Annotated in this window: 24 protein-coding genes; 12 read left to right on the top strand and 12 right to left on the bottom strand. The window is 70.1% G+C overall.

What is annotated here, in order from left to right; translation table 11 throughout:
- Position 1 precedes the first annotated feature (1 nt).
- A complete protein-coding gene (metF, locus tag BM109_RS23795) occupies positions 2–826 on the top strand; it encodes a methylenetetrahydrofolate reductase [NAD(P)H] (protein ID WP_093348073.1) in 825 nt (274 codons plus the stop codon).
- 53 nt (positions 827–879) lie between these two features.
- Complete coding sequence (locus BM109_RS23790; RefSeq protein WP_371268833.1) at positions 880–1545, top strand: septal ring lytic transglycosylase RlpA family protein; 666 nt, start codon at positions 880–882, stop codon at positions 1543–1545.
- Positions 1546–1561: 16 nt separating this feature from the next.
- On the opposite strand, the gene BM109_RS23785 is transcribed toward BM109_RS23790, so the two are convergent.
- On the bottom strand, positions 1562–2518 hold the full coding sequence (locus tag BM109_RS23785) for a 23S rRNA (adenine(2030)-N(6))-methyltransferase RlmJ (RefSeq protein ID WP_093348071.1): 957 nt from the start codon (positions 2516–2518) through the stop codon (positions 1562–1564).
- A 167-nt stretch (positions 2519–2685) separates the two neighbouring features.
- Here BM109_RS23785 and BM109_RS23780 point away from each other — a divergent pair, with 167 nt between their 5' ends.
- From BM109_RS23780 to mdtD, 6 genes are all read left to right on the top strand, one after another.
- Positions 2686–3351 (top strand): hypothetical protein, encoded by a 666-nt coding sequence (locus BM109_RS23780; RefSeq protein WP_093348068.1) that lies wholly within the window; start codon positions 2686–2688, stop codon positions 3349–3351.
- Positions 3348–4571 (top strand): S1C family serine protease, encoded by a 1224-nt coding sequence (locus tag BM109_RS23775; RefSeq protein WP_093348066.1) that lies wholly within the window; start codon positions 3348–3350, stop codon positions 4569–4571. The genes BM109_RS23780 and BM109_RS23775 overlap by 4 nt, the downstream gene beginning before the upstream one ends.
- Positions 4572–4774: 203 nt before the next feature.
- Positions 4775–5203 carry a 50S ribosomal protein L13 gene (gene rplM, locus BM109_RS23770; protein ID WP_057590758.1) on the top strand — a complete coding sequence of 143 codons (429 nt, stop codon included), beginning with the start codon at positions 4775–4777 and terminating at the stop codon, positions 5201–5203.
- 12 nt (positions 5204–5215) lie between these two features.
- On the top strand, positions 5216–5608 hold the full coding sequence (rpsI, locus tag BM109_RS23765; RefSeq protein ID WP_093348063.1) for a 30S ribosomal protein S9: 393 nt from the start codon (positions 5216–5218) through the stop codon (positions 5606–5608).
- A 203-nt stretch (positions 5609–5811) separates the two neighbouring features.
- On the top strand, positions 5812–6177 hold the full coding sequence (gene erpA / locus BM109_RS23760; RefSeq protein ID WP_093348061.1) for an iron-sulfur cluster insertion protein ErpA: 366 nt from the start codon (positions 5812–5814) through the stop codon (positions 6175–6177).
- 88 nt (positions 6178–6265) lie between these two features.
- Positions 6266–7708, top strand: coding sequence for a multidrug transporter subunit MdtD (gene mdtD, locus BM109_RS23755; protein WP_093348058.1), 1443 nt, complete (start codon positions 6266–6268; stop codon positions 7706–7708).
- 1 nt (position 7709) lies between these two features.
- On the opposite strand, the gene BM109_RS23750 is transcribed toward mdtD, so the two are convergent.
- Both BM109_RS23750 and BM109_RS23745 read right to left on the bottom strand, forming a co-directional pair.
- The gene (locus BM109_RS23750; RefSeq protein WP_093348055.1) at positions 7710–8840 is read right to left on the bottom strand and encodes an anhydro-N-acetylmuramic acid kinase; all 1131 of its coding nucleotides are present in this window, start codon (positions 8838–8840) and stop codon (positions 7710–7712) included.
- 62 nt (positions 8841–8902) lie between these two features.
- On the bottom strand, positions 8903–10252 hold the full coding sequence (locus BM109_RS23745) for a M23 family metallopeptidase (RefSeq protein WP_093348053.1): 1350 nt from the start codon (positions 10250–10252) through the stop codon (positions 8903–8905).
- 159 nt (positions 10253–10411) lie between these two features.
- On the opposite strand from BM109_RS23745, the gene tyrS reads away from it, so the two are divergent.
- Positions 10412–11644 (top strand): tyrosine--tRNA ligase, encoded by a 1233-nt coding sequence (gene tyrS / locus BM109_RS23740; protein ID WP_093348051.1) that lies wholly within the window; start codon positions 10412–10414, stop codon positions 11642–11644.
- Between the two features lie 63 nt (positions 11645–11707).
- Here tyrS and BM109_RS23735 read toward each other — a convergent pair whose 3' ends face one another.
- Entirely contained in the window at positions 11708–12340 is a 633-nt protein-coding gene (locus BM109_RS23735; protein WP_256222743.1) for an OmpA family protein, read from the bottom strand.
- Positions 12337–12876, bottom strand: coding sequence for a FecR family protein (locus BM109_RS23730; RefSeq protein WP_256222742.1), 540 nt, complete (start codon positions 12874–12876; stop codon positions 12337–12339). Before BM109_RS23730 ends, BM109_RS23735 begins: the two co-directional genes overlap by 4 nt.
- 147 nt (positions 12877–13023) lie before the next feature.
- Here BM109_RS23730 and BM109_RS23725 point away from each other — a divergent pair, with 147 nt between their 5' ends.
- Positions 13024–13953, top strand: coding sequence for a cation diffusion facilitator family transporter (locus BM109_RS23725; RefSeq protein WP_093348049.1), 930 nt, complete (start codon positions 13024–13026; stop codon positions 13951–13953).
- The gene (gene dtd / locus BM109_RS23720) at positions 13950–14390 is read left to right on the top strand and encodes a D-aminoacyl-tRNA deacylase (RefSeq protein WP_093348046.1); all 441 of its coding nucleotides are present in this window, start codon (positions 13950–13952) and stop codon (positions 14388–14390) included. The genes BM109_RS23725 and dtd overlap by 4 nt, the downstream gene beginning before the upstream one ends.
- A 17-nt stretch (positions 14391–14407) precedes the next feature.
- On the opposite strand, the gene BM109_RS23715 is transcribed toward dtd, so the two are convergent.
- The 3 genes from BM109_RS23715 to BM109_RS23705 are packed head-to-tail and all read right to left on the bottom strand — an operon-like array spanning position 14408 to position 16428.
- A complete protein-coding gene (locus tag BM109_RS23715; protein ID WP_093348044.1) occupies positions 14408–15001 on the bottom strand; it encodes a class I SAM-dependent methyltransferase in 594 nt (197 codons plus the stop codon).
- A 13-nt stretch (positions 15002–15014) separates the two neighbouring features.
- On the bottom strand, positions 15015–15473 hold the full coding sequence (gene ybeY, locus BM109_RS23710) for an rRNA maturation RNase YbeY (protein WP_093348042.1): 459 nt from the start codon (positions 15471–15473) through the stop codon (positions 15015–15017).
- Position 15474: 1 nt separating this feature from the next.
- Positions 15475–16428 (bottom strand): PhoH family protein, encoded by a 954-nt coding sequence (locus BM109_RS23705; protein ID WP_093348040.1) that lies wholly within the window; start codon positions 16426–16428, stop codon positions 15475–15477.
- A 103-nt stretch (positions 16429–16531) separates the two neighbouring features.
- On the opposite strand from BM109_RS23705, the gene ruvA reads away from it, so the two are divergent.
- The gene (ruvA, locus tag BM109_RS23700; RefSeq protein WP_093348037.1) at positions 16532–17104 is read left to right on the top strand and encodes a Holliday junction branch migration protein RuvA; all 573 of its coding nucleotides are present in this window, start codon (positions 16532–16534) and stop codon (positions 17102–17104) included.
- Between the two features lie 3 nt (positions 17105–17107).
- On the opposite strand, the gene BM109_RS23695 is transcribed toward ruvA, so the two are convergent.
- The 4 genes from BM109_RS23695 to BM109_RS23680 form a co-directional block, all read right to left on the bottom strand.
- Complete coding sequence (locus BM109_RS23695; protein WP_218159412.1) at positions 17108–18274, bottom strand: serine hydrolase domain-containing protein; 1167 nt, start codon at positions 18272–18274, stop codon at positions 17108–17110.
- A gap of 11 nt (positions 18275–18285) precedes the next feature.
- Entirely contained in the window at positions 18286–20589 is a 2304-nt protein-coding gene (tynA, locus tag BM109_RS23690; RefSeq protein ID WP_093348034.1) for a primary-amine oxidase, read from the bottom strand.
- A gap of 72 nt (positions 20590–20661) precedes the next feature.
- Positions 20662–21624 (bottom strand): helix-turn-helix domain-containing protein, encoded by a 963-nt coding sequence (locus tag BM109_RS23685; protein ID WP_057590771.1) that lies wholly within the window; start codon positions 21622–21624, stop codon positions 20662–20664.
- Between the two features lie 127 nt (positions 21625–21751).
- Positions 21752–22735, bottom strand: coding sequence for a Bug family tripartite tricarboxylate transporter substrate binding protein (locus BM109_RS23680; RefSeq protein WP_093348032.1), 984 nt, complete (start codon positions 22733–22735; stop codon positions 21752–21754).
- Positions 22736–22747 lie beyond the last annotated feature (12 nt).

Below are 22747 nucleotides of genomic sequence, written 5' to 3'. Positions count from 1 at the left end.
GGTGCGCCTTCCGCTGAGTTTCGAATTCTTCCCGACCAAGACGCCCGAAGGCGCGGTCAAGCTGCGCGCGGCGCGCCAGCAGCTCTATGCGCGCAAGCCCGAGTTCTGCTCGGTCACCTACGGCGCGGGCGGCTCCACCCACCAGGGCACCTTCGGCGCGGTGCAGGAGATCCTGTCCGAGGGCGTGGACGCGGCCAGCCATTTCTCGTGCATCGGCGCCACGCGCGAGACCGTGCGCGCGCAGCTCGCCGAGCTCAAGGCCATGGGCGTGAAGCGCCTGGTGGCGCTGCGCGGCGACCTGCCCAGCGGCTACGGCGCCGGCGGCGAGTTCCAGTACGCGAGCGACCTCGTGGCCTTCATTCGCGAAGAGACCGGCCGCGACTTCCACATCGAGGTGGCCTGCTATCCCGAGGTGCATCCGCAGGCGCGTTCGCCCGAGGCCGACCTGCAGGCCTTCGCGGCCAAGGTGAAGGCCGGCGCCGATTCGGCGATCACGCAGTACTTCTTCAGCGCCGATGCCTACTTCCGCTTCGTCGACGAGGCGCGCGCGCTCGGCATCGACACGCCGATCGTGCCCGGCATCATGCCGATCACCAGCTCGACGCAGCTGATGCGCTTCTCGGACGCCTGCGGCGCCGAAATCCCGCGCTGGATCCGGCTGCGGCTGCAGGCCTTCGGCGACGACACGGCCTCGATCAAGGCCTTCGGCCTCGACGTCGTGACCGACCTGTGCGCGCGGCTGCGCGAGGGCGGCGTGCCGGCGCTGCACTTCTACACGATGAACCAGTCGGCGGCCACGCTGGCTGTCTTGGAGCGCCTGGATTGAGAGGGGCGGCGCGGGCGCCAGGCTCGCTGCGCGCGGGGCTTCGCGCCGCGCTCGTGGCCTGCACCTGCGCGCTCGCGGGCTGCGCCATGCCGCCGGCGACCGAGGGCGGCGCGGCGTCGGACACCGTGGCGCAGGAGAGCCTGTCGCCGATCCCGCGCCAGATGACCGTGCCGCCCGGCGCCGAGCCGCGTTCGAACGTGCCCTCGGTGCGCTACGACCTCGCGGTGACCGGGCCCGACGAACTGCCCGCCGATGGCCTGCCGGGCGACGAACCGCGCGGCGAGATCTTCGAGCGCGGCGGGGCCTCGTGGTACGGCATCCAGTTCCACCAGCGCCGCACCGCCAGCGGCGAGCGCTTCGACATGGGCGCCCTGACGGCCGCGCACAAGACCCTGCCCTTCAACACCCGCGTGTGCGTGCGCAGCCTCGTCAACGGCAAGGAAGTGCTGGTGCGCGTGAACGACCGCGGCCCCTACACGCAGGGCCGCGTGATCGACCTGAGCCGCGCCGCGGCCGACCGCATCGGGCTCGCGAGCCTGGGCATCAAGCAGGTGGCGCTGACCGTCATCGACCGCGAGGGCATGCGCTGCGACGGCGAACTGGCGCAGCCGGGCGAGACCGACACGCCGTCGCTCGACGTGGCGCCGGTGCGGCCGCAGGCCCAGCCCGCGGCGGCCCGCAAGGCGCCGGCGCGCCGCGCGCCGGCACGGCGGCGCTGAACGGCCGCCGCGCGGATCAGCCCGCGGCTTCGACCGTGAAGCCCGCGTTGCGGTCCTGTCCCAGCTTCTGCACCAGCTGCGGCAGCGCCGCCTCGAGCAGCGGCTTCAGCGTATAGGGCGGGTTGATCAGGAACATGCCGCTGGCCGGCAGGCCCGGGCGGCGGGTTTCGCCGCTGGGCGCGGTCGTGATCTTGCTCGACTTGACCGTCAGCGTGACGTTGAGCGAGGACTTGCCGGCCTTGGTGGCCAGCGTCTTGAGGCGGCGCGGCAGGTCGTGCGCCTCGGGCCGCGGAATGATCGGATACCAGACCGCGTAGGTGCCGGTGGCAAAGCGCTTGAGCGCCTCGGCCGCGAAATCGAGCACCCGGCCGTAGTCGGTCTTGAGCTCGTAGCTCGGGTCCATCAGCACCAGCGCGCGCCGCGAGGGCGGCGGCAGGAACTTGGTCGCGCTGCCGAAGCCGTCCTCGTGCAGCACCGCGATCTGGCGTCCGGCCTCGAGCTGCGCGATGTTGGCCGTGAGCGTGCGGCTGTCGGTGGGATGCAGCTCGAACAGCTTGAGCCGGTCGTGGTCGCGCAGCAGGTGCTGCACGATGAACGGCGAGCCCGGGTAGACGCGGGCGCCGCCCTTGGCATTGAAGTCGTGGATCACCTCGAGGTAGCGCGCGAGCGCATCGGCCAGCGGAGCCTCGGCTTCCTTGGCCGCCTTCTTGGCGGCGGCGGTCGTCGCGGGAGCGGGCGCCGGGGCCGGCGCGGCCTTGGGGTCGGCGACCAGGCGCAGCACGCCCTCGGCGGCCTCGCCGCTGGTGCCCGCGTAGTCGCCATCGAGCCGGTACAGGCCCGCGCCCGCGTGCGTGTCGACCACCGTCAGGGCGGTCTCCTTTTCGAGCATGTGATCGAGCGTGGCGATCAGCACCATGTGCTTGAGCACGTCGGCGTGATTGCCGGCATGGAAGGCGTGGCGGTAGCTGAACATTAGAAAAAATACCTAAAAGGTGGAGGCATGCGGCCGGCGGCATCGCTAGACTCGCGCGCCGGAAACATTAATTAACAAGAGGGGCGCAAATGCGTGGAGCAGGGTGGAGATTCTGGGGCCTGTGCGTGGGTGCGGGCGTGCTGTCTATTTTGACGGGGTGCGCGTCGGTGACGCACGGCACCCAGCAGAGCGTGAAGATCGAGACGCTGACGGAGGCCGGAAAGACCGTCGAGGGCGCCAAGTGCACGCTCACGAACGACCGCAACGGCATCGTGATGCGCTCGGGGGAAAGCGTCTCGGTGCGCCGTTCGGGCGCGCTGCTGAACATCGAATGCACGCAGCCCGGCCTGGCGCCGGCCACGGGGCAGGCGATTTCGCGCGTCAACACCGGCATGGTCGGCAACATCCTGATCGGCGGCGTGCTGGGCGCGGCCATCGATTCGGGCACCGGCGCCGGCTTCAACTACCCGAGCTGGATGCAACTGGTGTTCGGCGAGGTGCGCAGCTTCGACCGCAGCGGCCAGACCGGCGATCAGGCGCTGGCGGGCGTTCGCATCGGCGAGACCCGGCTGGCGGCGCCCTCCGTCGTGCCGCCGCCGCCCACGGCCATCGCGGTGACGCCGCCGCCCCAGATCGCGCCCACGCCCGCACCCGCGCCGACGCCGCCGGTGGCCGAGGAGAAGCCCGCCGTCCCGCCGGTGGTGGCCTCGGCCGCACCGCCACCGGCCGCGTCCGCGGCCCCCGTCGTGCCCCAGCCGGCGCCGCGCGCCGCCGCCGTCGGCGCACGCGTCTCGATGGAAGACCTCGGCGCGCTGCTTCCCGCCAAGCCATGAGGGCCGGCGTTCTCTGCCTGGCGGCGCTGCTGGCCGCCGGCCCCGCCGCGGCGCTCGAGCCCGATGCGCTGTTCGCCAAGGTGTCGGGCAGCGTCTGGGCGGTCCGCACCTTCGACGCCCAGGCCCGGCCGCTCAGCGCCGGCAGCGCGGTCGTGATCGCGCCCGGCCGGCTCGTGACCAACTGCCATGTGCTGGCGAAGGCCAGCAGTTTCGTCGTGCGCCAGGAGAACGTGGCCTACGGCGCCACCCTCGAGTACCCCGATCCGCAGCGCGACCTGTGCCAGGTCAAGGTGGCGAACTTCACGGCGCCGCCGGTGGCGCTGGCGCCCGCGGGCAGCGCGCGCGTGGGCCAGCGCGTCTACGCCATCGGCAATCCGCGCGGCCTCGAGAACACCCTCAGCGACGGCATCCTGTCGGGCCTGCGCGGCGACGAGGGCGAGCGCCTGCTGCAGACCACCGCGGCCATCGCCCCCGGCTCGAGCGGCGGCGGGCTGTTCGACAGCGAAGGTCGGCTGCTGGGCATCACGACCTTCGCCGCCAAGGACGGCGGCAGCCTGAATTTCGCGGTGCCGGCGGAGTGGCTGGCCGAACTGCCGGCGCGCGCGAAGACCGCGCTGGAAGCACGCGCCGGCGGCGCCGACGGCAACGGCCGCGGCGCGCCCGCGGCGGGCCGTCCGGGGGCGCCCCGGCTCGGCGAAGTGTTCGAATACGTGCTGATCGATGGCCTCACGGGCGTGCGGACGCCGGTGCGCTATCGGGTCGACCGGATCGAGGGCGATAACGTCTATTACAACCAGGGCGCACGGGTCGAGAAGGCCGATGGCCAGCTGGTGTCGATGACCTCGCCGGCCGGCGGCCTGTTCGACGCGGCCTCGCCGCCCGACGGCTGGACCCGGCCCGCGATGACGCCGGGCATGCGCTGGCGCAGCGAGTACACCTCGTCCTCCAGCGGGGAGAAGGCGCGCTACGCGCTCGATGCCGCGGTGATCGGCACGAGCCGCCTGACCGTCGACGGCGAGGCGCTGAGCGTGCAGCAGATCGCCTTCGAGGGCTGGATGTTCGCGCTCGTGGGCACCGGGCCCGCGCAGGCGCTGCCCTTCAAGGCGACGGCCTATTACGCGCCCGACCTGGGCCGGGTGGTCCGTTTCGAGGCCGAATACCGCCGTGTCTACCTGGGCATGACGCGCGAGACGCTGGAGCTGGTGCGGGTCTGGCGCTGAGCCCGGAGCGGGCATTCGAGGGGCTCGAGGGAGCCGCCATCCCGAAAATTGCCCGCCAACCCCGATTCTTCGTATAATCGCGGGCTTCGCAGCGTTTTTGTGGCCCCGCGGCGAAGTACTTCCACCACCTAAGAGATTCCCACCAGAGGAAAACCGACCGTGGAAAAGGGCCCGCCAAACCCTCTTTTGAAAAGAGAAATCTCATGACCACGTTCAGCGCAAAACCCGCTGACGTGAAGCACGAGTGGTTTGTGATTGACGCGACCGACAAGGTCCTCGGACGGGTAGCCAGCGAAGTTGCCCTCCGTCTGCGCGGCAAGCACAAGGCCATTTATACGCCTCACGTCGATACCGGTGACTTCATCGTCATCATCAATGCAGCACAGCTGCGCGTCACCGGCGCCAAGTCCATCGACAAGGTGTACTACCGTCACTCGGGTTACCCGGGCGGCATCACGGCGACGAATTTCCGCGACATGCAGTCGAAGCACCCCGGCCGCGCGCTGGAGAAGGCAGTCAAGGGCATGCTGCCCAAGGGCCCGCTCGGCTACGCCATGATCAAGAAACTCAAGGTGTACGGTGGTGCAGAGCATCCGCACACCGCCCAACAGCCCAAAGTGCTGGAACTGTAAGGAGCCTTGAGAATGATTGGTGAATGGAACAACGGCACCGGCCGTCGCAAATCCAGCGTCGCTCGCGTGTTCCTGAAGAAGGGCACCGGCAAGATCACGGTCAACGGCAAGGACATCCAAGCGTTCTTCGGCCGCGAGACCTCGATCATGATCGCCAAGCAACCGCTGGCGCTGACGAACAACCTCGAAGCCTTCGACGTCATGGTGAACGTGCACGGCGGTGGCGAATCGGGTCAGGCCGGCGCAACCCGCCACGGCATCACCCGCGCGCTGATCGACTACGACGCGAGCCTCAAGCCGGTGCTGAGCCAGGCCGGCTTCGTCACCCGCGACGCGCGTGAAGTCGAACGTAAGAAGGTCGGTCTGCACTCCGCACGCCGCCGCAAGCAGTTCTCGAAGCGCTGATCTCCAGCCTTCGGCCTGCCGAGAAAACCGCCTTCGGGCGGTTTTTTCATGGGCATCGCGGCTCGAGCCGGCCTTGCCCTCGTGTGGTTGCGACCCCACTTGCATTGGGTGCACCGCCTGCAGCCCCGGCTCCAAAGCCCGCATTGCAGTAGCATTCCCTCCCTTGGCCGCATGTTCCGGCCCCTCTCCAGGAGTTTCCCCTCATGAGCGCCCTTGCCGAAAACATCCAGACCCAGATGCCCGAACCGATCGTCTTCACCGACAGCGCGGCCGCCAAGGTGGCCGACCTGATCGCCGAAGAGGGCAATCCCGACCTCAAGCTGCGCGTGTTCGTCCAGGGTGGCGGCTGCTCGGGCTTCCAGTACGGCTTCACCTTCGACGAGATCACCAACGAAGACGACACGACCATGACCAAGAACGGCGTGTCGCTGCTGATCGATGCCATGAGCTACCAGTACCTGGTCGGCGCCGAGATCGACTACAAGGAAGACCTGCAGGGCGCCCAGTTCGTGATCAAGAACCCGAACGCCACCAGCACCTGCGGCTGCGGCTCCAGCTTCTCGGCCTGATCCGACCGATGGTGCCTGCCTGCAGCGCACCATCCCCCCACCAAGCCGCCTCCGGGCGGCTTTTTGCTTTGCGCCTCCATCCCAGCCCATGCCGCCCGACACCGCCGTAGCCAACACCGCCGTCGCCCCCGCCCGCAAGAGCCTGCTGTGGCTCGTGGCGGTGGGCTTCTTCATGCAGACGCTGGACGCCACCATCATCAATACGGCGCTGCCGGCGATGGCGGCCAGCCTCGGCGAGAGCCCGCTGCGCATGCAGTCGGTGGTGGTGGCCTATGCGCTGACCATGGCGATGCTGATCCCGGCCTCGGGCTGGATCGCCGACCGCTTCGGCACCCGGCGCGTGTTCTTCGCGGCCATCGTGCTGTTCGCGCTGGGCTCGGTGCTGTGCGCGCTCTCGCACGGGCTGGGCCAGCTGGTGGCCGCGCGCGTGGTGCAGGGGCTCGGCGGCGCGCTGCTGCTGCCGGTGGGCCGGCTGGCGCTGCTGCGCACCGTGCCGCGCGGTGAGTTCCTGCAGGCAATGAGCTTCGTGGCCATTCCCGGCCTGATCGGCCCGCTGCTCGGGCCCACGCTGGGCGGCTGGCTGGTGCAGTACGCGTCGTGGCACTGGATCTTCCTGATCAACGTGCCGGTGGGCCTGGCCGGCTGCATCGCCACCCTGCGCTTCATGCCCGACCTGCGCGGTGCCGCGCTGCGGCGCTTCGATGGCGTGGGCTACGGCCTGCTGGCCTTCGGCATGGTGGCGATCTCGCTCTCGCTCGACGGCGTGGCCGAGCTCGGCCTGCGCCAGGGCGGCGTGATGGTGGTGCTGGTCTTCGGCTTCGCGAGCGTGGCGGCCTACTGGCTGCGCGCGGCGCGCACGCCCGAGCCGCTGTTCGCGCCCTCGCTGTTCAAGGTGCCGACCCTGAGCATCGGCTTGCTCGGCAACCTGTTCTCGCGCCTGGGCAGCAGCTGCATGCCCTTCCTGGTGCCGCTGCTGCTGCAGGTGTCGATGGGCTATTCGCCGGTGCGCGCGGGGCTGATGATGCTGCCGGTGGCGCTGGCCGGCATGGCGATGAAGCGCTTCGCCACCTCGCTGATCACGCGCCACGGCTACCGCCAGGTGCTGGTGGTCAACACGGTGCTGGTGGGGCTCGCGATGGCCAGTTTCGGCCTCACGGCACCGGGCCAGCCCGTCGCGCTGCACGTGCTGCAGCTGCTGTTCTTCGGCGCGGTCAATTCGCTGCAGTTCACCGCGATGAACACCATCACCCTCAAGGACCTCGACGGCAGCATGGCCAGCAGCGGCAACAGCCTGCTGTCGATGGTGCAGATGCTCGCGATGAGCATGGGCGTGGCCGCCGCGGGCGCGGTGCTGGCGGGCTACAACGGCATCTTCGGCACCGACACCGCGGTGCGCACGCTCGATGCCTTTCAGGCCACCTTCGCCAGCATGGGCCTGATCACGGTGGCTTCGGCGCTCATCTTCTGGCATCTGCCGGCGGAAGTGCGGGCGCCACGGCCCGCGCAGCCCGAAGTCTCGGGCCAGGGCTGAGTCAGGCCGGGTAGATCGCGCCCAGCACGCGCGCGCCGCGGGCGCCGGTCACGCTGGCGAGGTTGCCGCTCTCGCGCCGCACCGTGGCGCGCGCCAGCCAGGCGAAGGCGGCCGCCTCGACCTGCTGCGGCGGCAGGCCGCGTTCGTTCGAGGCCACCACGGCAATGCCCGGCAGCAGGGCGCGCAGCCGCGACAGCAGGTGGCCGTTGAGCGCGCCGCCGCCGCAGACGATCAGCAGCTTGCTCTCGTTTCCGTAGCGCAGCAGGTCGGCGGCGCAGGTGCTGGCCGTCAGCTCGGCGAGCGTCGCCTGCACGTCGACCGGGGCGTCGCCCGCGCCGGTGCCCACGTGCGCGGCCAGCCATTCGGGATTGAACAGGTCGCGCCCGGTGCTCTTGGGGGGGGCCTTGGCGAAGAAGGGCTCGCCCTGCAGCCGCGCGAGCAGCTCGGGCAGCACCTTGCCGCTCGCGGCCCACTGGCCGTCGAGGTCGAAGGGCTGGCCGTGGTAGCGCTGGCACCAGTGGTCCATCAGCGCATTGCCCGGGCCGCAGTCGAAGCCCAGCACCACCGCGCCCTCGGGCGCATCGCTGGCCGGCAGCAGGCTCAGGTTCGAGATGCCGCCGAGGTTCAGCACCGCGATCGGCTCGCCGGGCCCGGCGAACAGCGCCCGGTGGAAGGCCGGCACCAGCGGCGCGCCCTGGCCGCCGGCCGCGAGGTCGCGGCTGCGGAAGTCGGCCACCACGTCGATGCCGCAGAGCTCGGCCAGCAGCGAAGGATTGTTGAGCTGCAGCGTGTAGCCGACCTCGTCGAATTCGCCGGGCCGGTGGCGCACGGTCTGGCCATGCACGCCGACGGCACGCACCGCGCCGGGTTCGTGGCCGGCATCGGCCAGCAGTTGCTCGACCACGCCCGCGTAGACGCGCGCCAGCCCGTTGCCGGCGAGCGCCGCGCGGTGCAGTTCGTTGTCGCCCGGGGTGTTGAGGGCCATCAGCTCGCCGCGCAGGCCGACCGGAAAGGGGGCGGTGGCGTAGCCGGTGACCGAGATCCCGCCGTCGGAGAAGTCGGCGAGCACGCCGTCCACGCCATCGAGCGAGGTGCCCGACATCAGTCCGATGTAGAGATCGCCGGTGGCCATGGGGCTGGGGGAGCTGCCGGACGTTCCGGCGCTTCTATATATGGAGAGGAGGAGCGCGGCGCTCAGTCCGCGCTGGCCTGCACCACCGAGAACGCGGCCGCCAGTTCGTTGCGCGCGCCGACGGCGATGCGCTCGAAGGCCGGGCGCAGCGCGGCGGTGATCGGGGCGCCGCCTTCCTGCGCGATCGAGGTCGGGTTCTGGTAAACGCCGTTGACCCGGAATTCGAAGTGCAGGTGCGGACCGGTGGCCCAGCCCGTGGAGCCCACGGCGCCGACGGTCTGGCCCTGGCTCACGCTCTGGCCGGCCTTGACGTCGATGCGGCTCAGGTGCGCATAGGCCGTCTGCTGGTTGTTGCGGTGGTTGATGATGACGATGTTGCCGTAGCCGTTCTGCGTGCCGGCGAAATCGACCGTGCCGTCGCCGACCGTGCGCACGGCGGTGCCGGTGGGCGCCGCGTAGTCGATGCCGTTGTGCTGGCGCCAGCTGTTGAGGATCGGATGCATGCGCATCGCGAAGCCGCTCGACACGCGCGTGAATTCCACCGGCGTCGCCAGGTAGGCCTTGCGCAGGCTGTCGCCGTTCGGGCGGTAGTAGCTGCCCTTCTGGCCCGCGCCCGGCGGCTGGAACCACACGGCCTGGTGGATCTTGCCGTTGTTCTCGAACTCGGCCGAGAGCACGCGGCCGCTGCGCAGCGCCTGGCCGTCGGCCTCGAAGGTCTCGTAGACCACGGCGAAGCGGTCGCCCTTGCGCAATTGGCGCACGTCGACGTCGCCCGCGAAGATGTCGGCCAGCTGGCTCGCGACGCCATCGGGGATGCGCGCTTCGTCGGTGGCGGCGAACAGCGAGCTGCGGATGGTGCCGCTGGCCAGGCGGGCGCCCGGCGTGAGGGTGTCGCGTTCGGTCAGGGCCACGAAGCCCACGGGCGTGCGTTCGATCACGAAGCGCTTGAAGCCGCCGTCGCCGTCGGGAATCCAGCGTGCGCTGAGCTTCTTGAGCTGGTTGTCCTGCGTGGCCTCGGCGGTCACGGTGCGGCCGGCGCGCGCGAACAGCGCGGAACGGGCCTCGCCGCTGCCGCGCACGAAGGCGCTGGCGACCGGGTCGGAGATGCCGAGGCGCTTGAGCAGCGCCTCGGCGGTGTCGCTCGAGCGGGTGACGTCGGTGCGAAACAGCGTGAAGCTGAAGTCCTCGAGCGACGTGGCCTGGTCGGCGAACGACAGGGGGGCGGAGGTGGCTTCGAGCACCTGGTGGACCGGGAGGTCCGAGGCGTCGGGTCCGAGCGAAGCCACGGCGAGGGTTCCGGCGCTCAGCAGAGCCGCCGCGATGATCGCGGTGATCTGCTTGGGGTAGGTCCGGAACGTATAAGCCACGCGAGAAGCGAGAAGCTCCTCGGCGGCAAGAATGCCGTTGATCAAACTATGAATTCCAGCTCAGGTTTCTGCAGATCCGCGCTGCGGAGCCCAGAGCGGTCAGGGCGGCAGGACGGTGCGGAAAAAGCGCCGCTTAGAATCCGGCGCTTGAAAAAGTCGGGCGAGTATAGCTTCCGCACTCAAAAAGTCAGCCAAAAAAAGCCCATGAACGCCGAATCTGTTACATCCATGGACCTTTCAAATAGTGTAGGACGCGCGCTCGAAATCTCCCTCCGGGGGGCTGACGAACTGCTCCCCCAGGACGAGTGGGTCCGCAAGCTGCAACGCTCCGAAGCCAGCGGCACCCCGCTGCGCATCAAGCTCGGGCTGGACCCGACCGCGCCCGACATCCACATCGGCCACACGGTGGTGCTCAACAAGATGCGCCAGCTCCAGGACCTGGGGCACCGCGTGATCTTCCTGATCGGCGACTTCACCACCACCATCGGCGACCCCTCGGGCCGCAACAGCACGCGTCCGCCGCTCACGCGCGAGCAGATCGAGGCCAACGCCCAGACCTACTACAAGCAGGCCAGCCTGGTGCTCGATCCCGAGAAGACCGAGATCCGCTACAACTCCGAGTGGAGCGACCCGCTGGGCGCGCGCGGCATGATCCAGCTGGCCGCCAAGTACACGGTGGCGCGGATGATGGAGCGCGACGACTTCAACAAGCGCTTCAAGGCCGGCCAGTCGATCTCGGTGCACGAGTTCCTCTACCCGCTGATGCAGGGCTACGACTCGGTGGCGCTCAAGAGCGACCTCGAGCTCGGCGGCACCGACCAGAAGTTCAACCTGCTCGTGGGCCGGCATCTGCAGCAGGAATACGGCCAGGAACCGCAGTGCATACTCACTATGCCGCTGCTGGAAGGGCTCGATGGCGTCGAGAAGATGTCGAAGAGCAAGAACAACTACATCGGTATCAGCGAAGACGCCAACACCATGTACGCCAAGGTGCTGTCGATTTCCGACGACCTGATGTGGCGCTGGTACACGCTGCTGAGCTTCCGTTCGCTCGAGGAGATCGCCGCGCTCAAGGCCGAGATCGAGGGCGGGCGCAACCCGAAGGACGCCAAGGTCGCGCTCGCCAAGGAGATCACGGCGCGCTTCCACAGCCCGGCGGCGGCCGAGGCGGCCGAGCAGGATTTCGTCAACCGCAGCAAGGGCGGCGTGCCCGACGAGATCCCCGAAGTGACTTTGGCCGGCGCCCCGCTGGGCATCGGCCAGCTGCTCAAGCAGGCCAACCTCGCGGCCTCGTCCGGCGAGGGCAACCGCCTGATCGACGGCGGCGGCGTGCGCATCGACGGCGCGGTGGTCAGCGACAAGGGGCTCAAGCTGCCGGCCGGCAGCTACGTGGTGCAGGTCGGCAAGCGCAAGTTCGCGCGCGTGACCTTGTCCTGAATCGGGCGCTCCCAAGAAAAAAGGCCGGGTCGATCCCGGCCTTTTTTGCGCGAGGGGCGCGCCTCAGCGCACTTCGATCGTCACGCGCCGGTTGCGCGGCTCGTCGACCTCGTCGGCCGTCGGCACCGCCAGTTCGCGTTCGCCGCGGCCCGCGGCCTCGATGCGGTTGGCCGGGAAGCGGCGCTCGATGAAGAGCTGGGCCACTTCCTGCGCGCGGCGGCGCGAGAGCGCGTCGTTGTTCTGCAGCGTGCCCTTGGTGTCGGTGTGGCCGACCACGACGATGTCGCCGCCCGGGCGCGCCTGCGCGGCGGCCAGCGCCTCTTCCATGATCTTCTGCGAGGCGGCCGTCAGCGTGATGGTGCCGAGCTCGAAGTACACCGTGTAGCGCTGCGACGGCGGCGGGCGCATGTCGAACAGCGGCTTGTTCTCGGCCTGCACCTTGGCCGCATCGGCGGCGTCGACCACCGGCGCGCCCGAGGCGCCCTGCTTGGCCGTGGCGCGCTGGTAGGGCTGCGAGAGCACCTCCTCGCCGTTCTTGGCGCGCACCACCACCGCCGAGGCGGAGCCGTCGGCCTGCGGCAGCAGCACCACGCGGGTGGCGGGCGAGGAACAGGCCGCGAGCAGCGCGACCAGCAACGCGGCACCGAGGAAGCGCAGGCGGGAGGAAACGAGGGAACTGGAACCGGAACGCATCATGGCTGGCCGTCGGTCTGGACGATGAAGTCGGTGCCGCGAATGCCGATGGTCGCCGTCTGCGTCTCGACGCGCACCGCGTCGGGGTTGGTCTTGCCGATCAGGCCGGTGATCATGCGCATCGAGCCGCGCAGCAGCGAAACGAGCAGCCCGCCTTCGTGGGTGGTCGCGTCGAAGTGGAACTGCTTGAGGTCGAGCCGCGAGGAGGGGCCGACCACCAGCGTGGTGTCGTCGCGCAGCACGACCGCGGCCGAGGAGTCGGGGCCGGTCACGATCCGGTCGACCGAGGCCAGGGCGTCGCCGGGCACGGCGTTGCGGGCGGTGGCGGCGGCGGCGCTCAGCAGCTTGACGTCGCCACGCACCGACTTCACGAAGCCGGCCTGGCGCTCGGGGGCGGTCGCGGCGGGCGCTGCTGCGGCGGGCGCGGTGGGAGCCGGCGCGGCGGCCGGGGTGCTCGGGGCGGTCTGCGCCTGCGAGATCGCCGCGGCGCCAAGCAGCGCGCAGCCCAGCAAGGGCAGGAGGAATTTCTTGTGCATCATCGGGTTTTCCGCGAACTGTTTCGGGGCGGACACAATTATTAATGCGAAGGCGTTACACCTGGACACGAACATGATAATTCGGTGGCTAACTGCGGCCTTTTACCGTTTTTCCTGTCGCCTGTCGCCGTCATCACCCTCCACGCTCGCATGAATCTCACCCCCAAGACCCTGTTGCGGGCGTCCATCGCGGTGGCGCTGGTCACGATCGTGCTCAAGAGCCTCGCGGGCTACATCACCCATTCGATGGGCCTGATCTCGGACGCCATGGAGTCCTTCGTCAACCTGGCCAGCGCCACCTTCGCGCTGGCCATGGTGACGATCGCGGAGCGCCCCGCCGACGAAGGCCATCCGTACGGCCACCACAAGGCCGAGTACTTCTCCTCGGGCTTCGAGGGCATCCTGATCGTGGGCGCGGCCGTGGCGATCTTCTGGGTCTCGGTGCAGCGGCTGCTGGCGCCGCAGCCGCTCGAGCAGCTCGGCTGGGGCCTCGCGCTGTCGATTGTCAGCTCGGGCCTGAACGCCGGGCTCGCGTGGCTGCTGTTCCGCGCCGCCCAGGCCCGCCGCTCGATCGCGCTCGAGGCCGACGCGCGCCACCTGATGGCCGACGTCTGGACCTCGGCCGCCGTGCTGGTGGGCATCGTCGCCGTGCATTTCACCGGCTGGCTCTGGCTCGACCCGCTGCTGGCCATCGGCGTGGCACTGAACATCGCGCGCGAGGGCGCGAAGCTGGTCTGGCGTTCCTCGCAGGGCCTGATGGACCAGGCGTTCGAGCCCGAGACCCAGGCACTGCTGCGCGCCACGCTCGAGCGCTTCGCCGCTGGCGTGCCCGAGGGCGGCCGGCTGCGCTTCGACGACATCTTCACGCGCAGCGCCGGCCAGCGCCGCTTCGCCGACCTGCACATGCACGTGCCCGGCGACTGGACCCTGGAGCGTGCCGCCGCCCTGCGCGATGCGCTCGAGCAGGCCCTGATGGACGCCGTGCCCGGCCTGCGCGTGACCATCCAGCTGCTGCCGCTGGGCATGGAAGCCCGCGCCACCCAGCTTCCGTCAGACACCCCCGAGGAATCCCATCCATGAAAGCAGTGCTCCAGCGCGTGGCGCAGGCGCGCGTCGACATCGCGGGCCGCACCGTCGGCGAGATCGGCGCCGGCCTGCTCGTGCTGCTGTGCGCCGAGCGCGGCGACAGCGACGCCGCGGCCGACCGCATGCTCGCCAAGCTGCTCAAGCTGCGCATCTTTTCCGACGCGGCCGGCAAGATGAACCGCAGCGTGCAGGACATCGGCGGCGGCCTGCTGGTGGTGAGCCAGTTCACGCTCGCGGCCGACGTGAGCGGCGGCAACCGCCCGAGCTTCACGCTCGCTGCGCCGCCCGACGAAGGCCGCCGGCTCTACGATTACTTCGTCGCCAAGGCGCGCGCCGCGCATCCCGTGGTGGCCACGGGCGAATTCGGCGCCGACATGCAGGTGCACCTGCTCAACGACGGGCCGGTCACGATTCCGCTGCAGATGAGCTGAGGGCGGCGCCCCCTGGTTCAGTCGCGCCGCAGCAGCGCTTCCCACGCCACCTTCGGGTGCTCGTAGCGGGCTATGCTCAGTTCCTCGAGCTGCGCGATGCGCCAGCCGCGCGCGAACAGCCGCTGCACCGTGCCGCGCTCGAAGAAGCGCTTCGGCGCGCCATCGACGAGGTAGAGGTTGTCCTCGTCCGCGCGCCCCGGGCCGCGCCCGCCGTAGTGCCGGTCGTTGACCGAGTTGAGCCGGCACAGCAGCACGCCGCCGGGCCGCAGCAGCGCATGGATGCGCTCGACCAGTTCCAGCGTCTGCGCCCATTCGAAGTAGTGCAGCGACAGGCTCGCGAGCACGACGCCGATGCGCTGCCCCTCGGCCAGCGGAAAGGGCGCGCGGAAATCCTGGTTGTGCACGCGCACGCCCGCCAGGCGCCGCTCGCGCGCCGCATCCGCCGCGCGTGCCGACAGCTCGATCGCCTCCACGCGCAGCCCCGCGGCCGCCAGCGTGGCACTGTCGCGGCCGTCGCCGCAGCCCAGTTCGAGCACCGGGTCGGCGCCCGCGCATTCGGCCAGCAGCGGCAGCCAGCGCACGAGCCACGGGTCGGTGTCATCCATGGTCATCGGTGCGCGGGTCTCAGCGGTTGTAGGGATCGCGGATGCCCAGCCCCGCGAGGATCTCGATCTCGCGCGCTTCCATCGCCTCGGCGTCTTCCTCGCCGGTCTCGTGGTCCCAGCCCTGCGCATGCAGCGTGCCGTGCACCAGCAGGTGCGCGTAGTGCGCGGCCAGCGTCTTGCGCTGCTCCTTCGCCTCGCGCGCCACCACCGGCGCGCACAGCACCAGGTCGGCCATGACCACGGGCGCCTGCGCATAGTCGAAGGTCAGCACGTTGGTCGCGTAGTCCTTGCCGCGGAATTCGCGGTTCAGCTGCTGGCCCTCATCGGCATCGACGATGCGCACCGTGATCTCGGCGTCGGCATCGAGCGCATGGCGGATCCAGCGCGTCACGCCGTGGCGCGGCAGCGCGGCGCGGTGCCGTTCCACGCCCTTGAAGCGTCCGAACTGCAGCGACAGGGTGAGTGCGGCCAGCGCCATCTCAGTGCCCGCCCGTGCCGGCGCGCTTGCGCTGGCCGTCGTAGGCGTCGACGATGCGCGCCACCAGCGGATGGCGCACCACGTCGGCGCTCGTGAAGTGCGTGATCGCGATGCCGTTCACGCGCCGCAGCACGCGCTCGGCATCGATCAGTCCGCTGAGCTGCTGCTTGGGCAGGTCGATCTGGCTCACGTCGCCCGTCACCACCGCCTTGGCGCCGAAGCCGATGCGCGTGAGGAACATCTTCATCTGCTCGGGCGTGGTGTTCTGCGCCTCGTCGAGGATCACGAAGGCGTTGTTGAGCGTGCGCCCCCGCATGAAGGCCAGCGGCGCGATCTCCAGCGCGTTGCGCTCGAAGGCCTTCTGCACCTTCTCGAAGCCCATCAGGTCGTAGAGCGCGTCGTACAGCGGCCGCAGGTAGGGGTCGACCTTCTGCGTCAGGTCGCCGGGCAGGAAGCCCAGGCGCTCGCCGGCCTCGACCGCCGGGCGCGTGAGCACGATGCGCTGCACCGCGCTGCGCTCGAGCGCATCGACCGCGCAGGCCACCGCGAGGTAGGTCTTGCCGGTGCCGGCCGGGCCGATGCCGAAGGTGATGTCGTGCTTGGCGATGTTGTCGAGGTACAGGCTCTGGGTCGGCGTGCGCGCGCGCAGGTCGGCGCGCCGGGTGGCGAGCGTGACCGCGCCGTCCACGTCCTCGTCCATCGAGCCGTCGCCGGCCAGCGTGAGCTGCACCACCGCCGCGTCGATCGGCCGCTGGGCGATCTCGTAGAGCGCCTGCAGCACGTCCATCGCGCGCTGGGCGTTGACCTTGGGGCCGTCGATCTTGAACTGCTCGTGGCGGTGCGCGATCTTCACCGCGAGCGCCTCCTCGATGCGTCGCAGGTGGGCGTCGAGCGGGCCGCACAGGTGGCCCAGGCGCGTGTTGTTGGGCGGAGCGAAGGTGTGTCGCAGAATCACGCGGTTTCCATTTCCATCTTTATTGGTAGCCCATGCAAGACCGGCCCTGCTCCAGAAAATGCAACCCAAGGCGGGAAGCGCCGCAAGCGTCGGGGGGGCGCCAATGATAGGCAAACTCACCGGGATACTCGCCGAACGCAATCCGCCGCAGGTCGTGATCGACTGCAACGGCGTCGGCTACGAGGTCGACGTGCCGATGAGCACCTTCTACAACCTGCCCGGCGTCGGCGCCAAGATCTCGCTGCTCACGCACTTCATCGTGCGCGAGGACGCGCAGATTCTCTACGGCTTCGGCAGCGCCGAGGAGCGCGCCGCCTTCCGCCAGCTCATCAAGATCTCGGGCGTGGGCCCGCGCACCGCGCTGGGCGTGCTCTCGGGCATGAGCGTGGGCGAGCTCTCGCAGGCCGTCACCCTGCAGGAGGCCGGCCGGCTGGTGAAGGTGCCCGGCATCGGCAAGAAGATCGCCGAGCGCCTGCTGCTCGAGCTCAAGGGCAAGCTCGGCGCCGACATCGGCCTGCCCGCGCACGCCGCCTCCGATGCCCAGGCCGACATCCTGCAGGCGCTGGTGGCGCTGGGCTACAGCGACAAGGAAGCGGCCGCCGCGCTCAAGGCACTGCCGAAGGACGTGAGCGTGAGCGACGGCATCAAGCTGGCGCTGAAGGCGCTGGCGAAATAAGGCCTAGGCGCGCAGGGCGCCCGCCAGCGCGCCCAGCAGCGCATGCGTCTCGACCAGGCTCGGCCCGTGCACCGGCTGCGGCCAGGCGCTGTGGATCGCGACCACGAGCTGTTCCTTCGGATGGATGTAGAGCTGCTGCCCGAAGATGCCGAGCGCGGCGAACAGGCCGCCGTCGAGTTCGGGCAGCGCCTGCGCGCCGCGCGGGAAGGTCCACCACTGGTAGCCGTATCCCATCGGCTCGTAGCCCTCGAGCGTGCCGGGTGCGAGCCGCTGCGCGGGGTCGGCGCGCGTGGCGTCGCGCAGCCAGCCCTCGGGCAGCACGCGCTGTCCGCCGGCCATGCCGCCGCCGAGGATGAACAGGCCGAAGCGGCCGAAGTCGCGCAGGGTCGCGTTGACGCCGCTGCCCGCGAACTCCTGGCCGCCCGGCGCATCGAGCTGCCAATAGGCATCGGCCTCCATGCCGAAGGGCGCCCAGATCTTGCGCGACAGGTAGTCGCCGATCGGCTCGCGCAGCGCGCCGGCCAGGATCCTGCCGACCAGGTAGGTCTCGCCGGTGCTGTAGTTGAAGCGCGTGCCGGCCGGCGCCACGCGCGGCAGCGTCGCCATGAAGGCCAGCACCGCGCCCGCGTCCTGGTCGAGCTGCGCGCGCAGCATGCGGCGGCGGTCGGAGGCCGGGTCGAGGTAGTCCTCGTTCCAGGCCACGCCCGAGCTCATCTGCAGCACCTGCCGCAGCGTGACGCCGTCGTAGGCCGAGCTGCGCAACGCGGGCACGTAGGCGACCACCGCGTCGTCCAGGCTCGCGATCAGGCCGTCGTGCAGCGCCGCGCCCACGAGCGTGGAGGCGATCGACTTCGCGACCGAGAACGACATCCAGCGCGTGGCCGCGTCGTTGCCCATGGCGTAGCGCTCGAGCACCACGCGGCCGTTCTTGAGCACCAGCAGGCCGGCCGTGAGGTTGCGCGCCATGAACGCGTCGATGCCGAACTCCGCGTCGCCCGCGCGGTAGCGCACGTCGACCGCGCGGCCCGCGGGCAGCGGATGGACCTGTGCGCCGCGCTTGATCGTGCGCGTCGCATAGAGCCGGTCCATGTGGCGGTAGGTGGGCGCCTGCAGCTCGGGCGCCAGCGTCATCAGGTCCTCGAGCCGGCCGATGGCCTCGGTGTCCGCCATGCAGCAGCTCCTTACCTGGCCGGCTTCGCCGGCCGGTTCAGCCCCAGCGTCGGCGTCTCGTCGAAGAAGTTCCAGGGCTTGAGCAGCGCATGCACCCACTCGGTGGGCATGATCGGCCATTCCTCGGCGCGTGCGACGTGGGTGGTGCCGGTGGTGAGCCAGACCACGTTGTCGGTGTTCACGATCGCCTGGTCGTCGGCGGTGAACTGGCCCAGGCCGGTGTCCTTGTTCGAGCGGTTCGGGTACTTGCCCTCGGGGAACTGCTCCTCGGGGTCGTAGCGCGTCACCCAGAGCTGGCGGTCCATGAAGCTCAGGCGGTGGTTGATCCACTCGTCCTGCGCGAAGTTGGCGCCCTTGGCGATCGGGTGCGTGCCGCCCGCGTAGGGAATCAGCTGGTACGAGACCGGGTTGCCGACCTTGTTGTTCTTGGCCGGATTGCTCAGCAGCCGGATCGTCGACGGGTCGAACTTCTGCGCCGCCTGCCGCTCGGTCGCCACCGTGCGCTGCACCGTCTGCATGGTGCTGGTGCGCGGGCCGCCGCGGGTGTTGGGCAGCACCACCGGGTCGACCTCGGTCAGCGAGTTGTTCTCGCCGTCCACGTCGAGGTCGAGCCGGAAGTTGTAGATGTGCTGGTGCGTGGTGCCGACGATGTGGTGGTCGAGCAGGGTGCCGTAGCGCGTGTCCTCGGCGGCGGTCGCGTCCTGCATGGTGCGCGACTTCACGCCCTTCACGGCCTCGATGCCGGTGGCGCCCGCGTTGATGCCGATGGTGCCGTTCTCGGCGAACACCCAGTCGAACAGGTAGTCGTAGTTGCCCACCGTGCTGATCCAGCGCACCACGAGCTCGCGCCGCTCGGTGCTCACGTTGGGCTTGCCCATCTCCTGGTGCTTGAACTCGGGATCGGCATAGCGCTCGAAGACCGCGATCGCGCGCGGCACCTTCACGGGCGCGCCGGTGTAGTCGGCCAGCGTGGCGTCGAGCAGCACCGCGTTCTGCGGCGCGTCCTTCTCGGGCTCGATCGGCGAGGTCAGCGTGCCCATGCCGTACTCGCCCGAGTCGAGGTAGGCCTTGAAGTACCAGCCGGTGTCGGGGTCGCCGTAGGGCACGATCATTCCGCCCAGCGAGCCTTCGTACATCACCTTGCGCTTGGTGCCCTTGTCGTTGTAGGTCACGGTCGAGAGCACCAGGCCCACGCGCGAGTCGAGCCGCAGATGGAAGTCCCAGTTGCGCCAGTGCAGCATGTTGCCGGCGATGGTGTAGTTCTTGCCCTCGGGCTCGGTGATCTCCAGCGGCTTGGGCGCGGGCGTGCCGGCGCGGTCGCGGCCGTCGTAGGGCGTGGGCTTGAGCGGCACCGGCACCAGGCCGCCGTCCTCGATCTTCAGCACCTTCTTCTGCTCGAGGTCGACCACCGCCACCAGGCCCTCGATCGGGTGCGCCCAGTAGTTGCCGTCGCCCACGTCGAGGTAGCTCACCACCTTGAGCAGGCGGTCTTCCTGGCGCAGCGAATCCTTGCCGTCGAAGTAGCCCACGGTCAGCGGCGTGGCCACCACCTTCTTCACGTCGTCGATGCCGCGCGTGGCGAGCGCCTTCGCATAGTCGGTGCTGGCCTCGATCGCACTCTGCACGGTGGCGAAGTCGTCGAGCAGCACCATGCCGTGCGCGCCTTCCACCGGCTTCCATTCGAGCAGCTTGCGTGCCGCGAGGTCGATGCTGCCCTCGATCACCTTCTTGCCGTCGAGCGCGACGAAGCTCGCCTGCCGCGCGGCGCGCACCGGCTGGCCCGAGAGCGCGAAGGCCCAGACCTGGTCCTTGGGCGGGCGCTTGAGGCTGATCTCGGTGAAGCGCAGGCCGGGCCTGTAGTTGCCCGAGGCCTTGATGGTCTCGAGCGCGGCCTGGATCTCCTCGGCCGACAGCGGATTGAGCGGATTCGGCGTGCGCTCGACCACGAAGGTGCGGTCCAGGCTGGACTGGAACACCTGGTTGATGAAGTCGTGCGGCACCCAGGCCGCGCCCTTGCGCAGCACCACCGGCACGTCGAGCTGCAGCGGCTGGCCATTGATCAGCGCGGTCTTCGAGCCGGGCTTGATGCGCACCAGCGTACCGTTGCGCGCCACCGTGTAGACGTTGGCGAAGCTGTCGAAGCGCACGGTGGCGCCGAAATCTTCGACCGTCTTCTTGAGCGGCACCATGTGGGCCGCGCCGCCATGGGCCTGGGCGCCGCCGGCCGCGAGCGGGCCGAGGGCCAGCGCCAGCGCGGTGGCAAGAAGGGTGCGGGGGGTGCCGCGGACCGGCGTTCGATGGTGGCTGCTGCGCATGGACGACTGTTCCCTTTTCTTCGCATGTTGTGACGAGCGACAGCGAAGTTAAGGGCGTGGCCCATACGGCGGTTAGCCGGATTCGGCAAGCCAGCGCGCGCGCGTGGCGGAAGGCAGCTCGCCGAACAGCCGGCTGTAGTCGGCCGCGAAGCGCGACAGGTGCCAGAAGCCCCAGCGCGCCGCCACGTCGCCGATGCTGTCGCGCCGGTGGGTCTGCAGTTCGCGCCGCACCCGGTTCAGGCGCATCACGCGCAGGTAGGTCACGGGGCTCAGGTGCACCACGTCCTCGAAGGCGTACTGCAGCGCGCGGCGCGACACGCCGGTGGCCGCGCAGAGGTCGGGCACGCTGATGGCCTCGTCGGCATGGGCGCGCATGTACTCGCGCGCCAGCGCAACGATGTGGCGCCGCGCCACCGTGCCGGGCGGCAGCCGGGTCTCGAAGGCGTCGCAGCCGATGCAGTGCAGCACCGCGTCGGCCAGCGACAGCGACAGCATGTGGCGCGCCGCCGGCTGCTCGAGCTGCGCGAGGTTGCCGCGCGCCAGCGACAGCGCCGCGCCCAGCAGCTTCGACAGCTCGCTCTCGTCGAAGCCCGGCTGGCGCACCGGTGCCGGCTCGGGCAGGCGCAGCTCGAAGTCGGCGCCGAACAGCGTGGCCGCGAGCTCGGCCAGCGGCGCCGTGTCGATGCACACCGCCATCAGGTCCATGCCGGCGCCGGCCAGCAGTTCGAATTCGCGCTGCGGTGACAGCGCGATCAGGCGCCGGCCCTCGATCTCGTGGCCGCAGTACCAGCTGCCGCTGCCCGCGACCTCGGTGACGGCGAACGAGACCGTGCCCGGGCGGCCCTGGCCGTTCTGCAGAAGGGTCTGGTTCGCATGCTCGTGGAAGACCTGGACGAAGCCCAGGTGCAGGTCCTCGGACAGGCCCTCGAAGCGGCCGTTCGAGAGCTGCTCGTAGTGCTGGTCCCAGTGGTCCAGGCTCGAGGCCTGTGCCTGGGCCTCGGCGTTCAGGTGGCGGGAGAAGTGAAGCTCGGTCATGGTCGGCGCGGACGCTGGCACGGCGGCCGTCGTCGAGCCGACGAGCAGGAACCGTGCCGATCAGCGCGCAGTCTGCAAGAAGCGCGGACGCTTGACCATCTTGCTTACCCTCGGTCCGGCCGCCGCCTCATTCGGGCTGGAGCCCGATGTCCTTGACCAGCGCGCCCCAGTCGCGCAGGTCCTGGCGCAGGGTCGCGGCGAACTGCTCGGGCGTGTTCTGCGGCAGATCGGTGAAGTTGAGCTCGCGCAGGCGCTGCACCACGGCCGGGTCCCGCAGCGCGCGGTTCACCGCCTCGTTGAGCGTCTTCACGATGGCCGGCGGCGTCTTCGCGGGCGCCAGCACGCCGTACCAGGCATAGGTGGTGAACGGGTAGCCGGACTCGGTCATCGTCGGCACCTCGGGCAGCATCGGGATGCGCGAGGGCCCGCTGTTGGCCAGCGCCCGGAGCCGGCCGGCGCGCACCAGCTCCACCGTCGAGGACATGTCGGCGAAGGCCGCCTCGACCTGGCCGCCCATCAGGTCCTGCACGCAGGGGCCGCTGCCCTTGTAGGGCACGTGCTCGATCACCAGGCCGGCCTGCTTCTTGAGGCTTTCCATCGCCAGGTGGCCGCCCGAGCCGTTGCCCCACGAGCAGTAGCTGAGCTTGTCGGGCCGCGCCTTGGCATAGGCGACGAAGTCGGCCAGCGTCTTCACCGGCAGGTCGTTGCGCACCAGCAGCAGGTTGCCGCCGCGGCCGATCTGGGCCACCGGCGCGAAGTCCTTCACCGGGTCGTAGGGCAGCTTGCGGTAGAGGCTGGGGTTCACCACCATCGCGGCGGCATAGGTGAACAGCAGCCGGTAGCCGTCGGGCGCCGCGCGCGCCACCTGCTCGGTGCCGAGGATGCCGTTGGCGCCGGGCCGGTTGTCGACCACGAAGGGCTGCTTGAGCGACTTGCCCAGCGCGTCGGCGACCAGCCGCGCGATGGTGTCGGTGCCGCCCGCGGCGGCCGTGGGCACGACCAGCGTGACGGGCTTGTCGGGATAGGCCTCGGCGCCCTGCGCGGCGGCCGTGGCCAGCAGGCCGGCGAGGCCGGCAAGGAACAGGCCGGTGCGGAGAAGGGATGCGGTCATGGATGCGGGTCC

This window comes from Variovorax sp. PDC80, from assembly GCF_900115375.1.
Lineage (GTDB): Bacteria > Pseudomonadota > Gammaproteobacteria > Burkholderiales > Burkholderiaceae_C > Variovorax.
Note: the sequence above shows the minus strand (reverse complement) of the source record. Positions and strands in the feature narration are given on the sequence as shown.

Excerpts from the sequence above, each read along its gene's own strand:
- BM109_RS23695 (WP_218159412.1), bottom strand. The coding sequence starts at position 18,274 with ATGGCGGACACCGAGGCCATCGGCCGGCTCGAGGACCTGATGACGCTG.
- BM109_RS23750 (WP_093348055.1), bottom strand. The coding sequence starts at position 8,840 with ATGGCCACCGGCGATCTCTACATCGGACTGATGTCGGGCACCTCGCTC.
- tyrS (WP_093348051.1), top strand. The coding sequence starts at position 10,412 with ATGAACGCCGAATCTGTTACATCCATGGACCTTTCAAATAGTGTAGGA.
- ruvA (WP_093348037.1), top strand. The coding sequence starts at position 16,532 with ATGATAGGCAAACTCACCGGGATACTCGCCGAACGCAATCCGCCGCAG.
- ybeY (WP_093348042.1), bottom strand. The coding sequence starts at position 15,473 with ATGGCGCTGGCCGCACTCACCCTGTCGCTGCAGTTCGGACGCTTCAAG.
- BM109_RS23730 (WP_256222742.1), bottom strand. The coding sequence starts at position 12,876 with ATGATGCACAAGAAATTCCTCCTGCCCTTGCTGGGCTGCGCGCTGCTT.
- dtd (WP_093348046.1), top strand. The coding sequence starts at position 13,950 with ATGAAAGCAGTGCTCCAGCGCGTGGCGCAGGCGCGCGTCGACATCGCG.
- BM109_RS23775 (WP_093348066.1), top strand. The coding sequence starts at position 3,348 with ATGAGGGCCGGCGTTCTCTGCCTGGCGGCGCTGCTGGCCGCCGGCCCC.
- tynA (WP_093348034.1), bottom strand. The coding sequence starts at position 20,589 with ATGCGCAGCAGCCACCATCGAACGCCGGTCCGCGGCACCCCCCGCACC.
- rplM (WP_057590758.1), top strand. The coding sequence starts at position 4,775 with ATGACCACGTTCAGCGCAAAACCCGCTGACGTGAAGCACGAGTGGTTT.
- BM109_RS23685 (WP_057590771.1), bottom strand. The coding sequence starts at position 21,624 with ATGACCGAGCTTCACTTCTCCCGCCACCTGAACGCCGAGGCCCAGGCA.
- erpA (WP_093348061.1), top strand. The coding sequence starts at position 5,812 with ATGAGCGCCCTTGCCGAAAACATCCAGACCCAGATGCCCGAACCGATC.
- BM109_RS23715 (WP_093348044.1), bottom strand. The coding sequence starts at position 15,001 with ATGACCATGGATGACACCGACCCGTGGCTCGTGCGCTGGCTGCCGCTG.
- rpsI (WP_093348063.1), top strand. The coding sequence starts at position 5,216 with ATGATTGGTGAATGGAACAACGGCACCGGCCGTCGCAAATCCAGCGTC.
- BM109_RS23785 (WP_093348071.1), bottom strand. The coding sequence starts at position 2,518 with ATGTTCAGCTACCGCCACGCCTTCCATGCCGGCAATCACGCCGACGTG.
- BM109_RS23680 (WP_093348032.1), bottom strand. The coding sequence starts at position 22,735 with ATGACCGCATCCCTTCTCCGCACCGGCCTGTTCCTTGCCGGCCTCGCC.
- BM109_RS23725 (WP_093348049.1), top strand. The coding sequence starts at position 13,024 with ATGAATCTCACCCCCAAGACCCTGTTGCGGGCGTCCATCGCGGTGGCG.
- mdtD (WP_093348058.1), top strand. The coding sequence starts at position 6,266 with ATGCCGCCCGACACCGCCGTAGCCAACACCGCCGTCGCCCCCGCCCGC.
- BM109_RS23735 (WP_256222743.1), bottom strand. The coding sequence starts at position 12,340 with ATGATGCGTTCCGGTTCCAGTTCCCTCGTTTCCTCCCGCCTGCGCTTC.